The sequence below is a fragment of the Blastocatellia bacterium genome (genome assembly GCA_035573895.1).
Classification (GTDB): Bacteria; Acidobacteriota; Blastocatellia; order HR10; family HR10; genus DATLZR01.
Genome location: DATLZR010000026.1, coordinates 1 through 3,148 on the forward strand (window position 1 = coordinate 1; position 3,148 = coordinate 3,148).

General features: G+C 57.6%; 2 protein-coding genes. One reads left to right on the forward strand and one right to left on the reverse strand.

Annotation, left to right across the window (positions count from 1 at the left end):
- Positions 1 to 777: 777 nt before the first annotated feature.
- Positions 778 to 2,673 (reverse strand): PhoX family phosphatase, encoded by a 1,896-nt coding sequence (locus VNM72_03265; protein HXF04416.1) that lies wholly within the window; start codon positions 2,671 to 2,673, stop codon positions 778 to 780.
- Between the two features lie 296 nt (positions 2,674 to 2,969).
- On the opposite strand from VNM72_03265, the gene VNM72_03270 reads away from it, so the two are divergent.
- Positions 2,970 to 3,148 (forward strand): helix-turn-helix domain-containing protein (locus VNM72_03270; GenBank protein HXF04417.1); only part of this gene is annotated, 179 nt, incomplete at its 3' end.

Genomic DNA, 3,148 nt, shown 5'->3' on the forward strand with positions numbered 1-3,148 from the left:
TCGCCAGCAAACGATCCCCTATTTCGGTTTAGTCGAAGTTGAAAATCTCATCAGGCGCTGTTGAGAAAATCTACACTTTCCGCCGAAGGGATTGAGCAAGAAAAGACCGTGGCTTCCACCCGGAAGGGACGCCGATTCGCCGGTGATGTTCTCATGAGGGATTTTTTCGCAGGAATTGCTCGTGAATGAACGGTTGCCACGAACTAAGATTGGGGAGACGCTGTGCGCAGCCGGTTTGACCATCCTTCCGCAGGCCTACGTTCTCTGAGTGTTTCCAAGAAACTCTCCCGCGGAGCGGCAGCTCCACCCGGAAACCGTGAGGACTCCTTTGGTATCATTTCCCCACCAGTCCGGGATGAAGCCCCTCATCGCGATGAGGGTTCATTCGCTCCCCCGGATATTGAGGCTCTGAGATATCCAGACGCTCAAATACTGCTCTCGAAATCTCGAAATTTACTGGCATCAAGCTTGCTAACGGTCAAGAAAAACGTCACCGGGTGGACCGCCCCACCCGGTACGATGACGTGGAAGCTACCGGTCAGAGTAACCGTGGTGCAATCACGTGGTCTCAACAGGATAAGTGAGAGGCAAGAAAGAGGAATCCGTCGGAGTGGGGAGGCGGTCCCCACCTCCGACGAAGAGGAGGATGGGGGGACTGAATAGCTCTAGTCGGTGAGGCCAGGCTTGTGTCACAGCGAGAGCACCACCACATCGAGGGTCGAAGCCCCTGCGACGAACGGCAGGATTGTGCCAGATGGTGAACTGGTACATCTTGCATTAGCTCCCGATGGCCCCGAGCCCATTATGTGTGGTAATGGCGATCACGCTCGGGCGTGGAGGAATCACCCCATCTGGCCACGTGCTAGTGGGGGCTGTGAGGGAACTTCCCTCGCCCGGATGTTGAATAGCCACAAAGAGCGTGCGGTAATCGGGTGTGAATTCTGGACCACAGATTTCCGCACCCACCGGTCCGCTCAGGAATTGGCGCACAAAACCCCGCTCTTCACCCTCGACGGGAACGGCGAACAATCCATCATTTTTCTGGAAGGTTCCCGGCATCCCATCGGTAGCGATCCAGAGATGGCCATTGCCGTCAAACGTGATATTGTCAGGACAGGAAATGGGGCTGACAAGCGTAGGATCAAATCCGGCGAAGAAGGTTTGATCGCCGGGAACCATCGGATCGCCACAGAGTAAGAAAATCTCCCAACGGAAAGTCGTGGAGGTTGGATCACCGCCGTCCTCGGTGAGTTCAATGATATGGCCATGCCGATTATTGGCCCGCGGGTTGGCCTGATTCACGCCGGGCTGCCCGGAGCTACCGCGACGAGTATTGTTGGTCATGACGCAGTACACTTTGCCGGTAATCGGATTCATCTCGATATCCTCGGGACGATCCATCTTTGTCGCCCCCAACACGTCAGCAGCAGCACGCGTGTAGATGAGCACCTCAGCTTGCGACCAGGTGGCCAGAGGTCCTTGCCCGGCCTGGAGGGGGAGCCACTGTCCGGTTCCATCATCGTTGAACTTGGCAACATAGAGGGTCCCTTCATCCAGCAGCCCAAAATTGGCGTCGCGACGGGTGAGGTTCATCGGCCGCCGACTGACAAACTTGTAGATGTACTCGAATCGCTCATCATCCCCGGAATAGACGACGACTCGACCGTCGGGAGCAACGACAACGGTTGCCGCCTCGTGTTTAAACCGTCCCAAAGCCGTGCGCTTTCGAGGGATGAAATGGGGATTATAAGGATCTACCTCAATCACCCATCCGAACCGGAAGGGTTCATTGGGCTCCTTCCCAACGTCGAAGCGATCATGATGTTGCTCCCAGCGACGCTCGCTGGCTCCACTGGGCACTCCGTAGCGAGCATGCATCGCCTTGCGTCGGTCCGAATCCGGGAGCGCGTTGAGGTTGGCGAAATATTGATTGAAATTTTCCTCGCAGGTCAGGACAGTTCCCCAGGGAGTTTTTCCGCCCGCGCAGTTATTGAGCATCCCCCGCACTCGTGTCCCTGTGCGATCATACGACACTTTGAGCAGGTCGTGTCCCGCCGCCGGACCGGTGAGGAGCATTTCGGTCTCTCCCGTGATGCGACGGTTGAAGAAAGAGTCCCGGTGATATTTCCATTCTCCTGCCTGAGTTCTCTCCACTTCGACGACCGACAGGCCATGTGCCGCCAGTTCGACATCCACCTGCTCCCGCGTCGGAGCGGAAGCGGAATAACGGACGAACATTAACTCCGGGCTCGTGAATTCATGATTGACCACCAGCAGTCCGTGCGTGGGATTGTTGGAGTCGTGGTCGGGCAGGGGGAAATAGCCCACATAATCGCAATTGTACCCGAACTGTCGCGCTTGAGAGCTGGCCGTCTGATTGAGGAGATTGAATTCGGGGGCATCCGGGAAAAGAGGATCTCCCCATCGAATCAAGATCTGCGAAGAATAGCCCGGCGGAACCAGCACGGCATCGGCGGCGCTCAAGCGCACGGGCTGGAAAGCTAAGCTTTGCACCCCTTGCCCTGACGAGACCATCCGGCCGGGTTTCACGATCAGCAGAGGGATCGTCGCGGCCGCCCCTTTCAGGAAAGAGCGGCGGGCCAGCCGCCGTCTCAGAATGCGCGAGAAGGTTTCCCCTCGCCTCTCATACTGCTCTGCATGTCGCTTTGCCATCTCCAACGACCTCCTTTCCTTGGTGTGATGTGCCGTGGCACAGCCTCATCATAGGAGAGCGGATTTAACTTTTCGTGAGAAGAAAGAAAAATGTGTGGGAAATCTTTCCTGAGTCAGTATTGAGAGCAAGAGAGGGGGCGACGGGGCCCGCCGAGAAACCCGTCTCCCGCCGGGAGCGGAGGACCCGGAATCCCTCGCCCTCCCCCGATCTTCGCCCGGTTTGGTCAGGAGGCTTGCCATCGGAGAGCAAGTATGGTAAGTACTTACTGACTTCTTGGAGACGAAGGGAGGCGCGGATGAAAGCAGGCGCGACGCTCGCGCGGCGAACGAAGGGGCGGGTGAGGCTCTCGGCGGCGGACCGGCGATTGCAGATCGTCCGCACGGCCATGGACCTTTTCGCCCGCAAGGGGTTCGACGGGACGACCACCAAGGAGATCGCCCAGGCTTCAGGGGTGACCGAGGCCATTATCTTTCG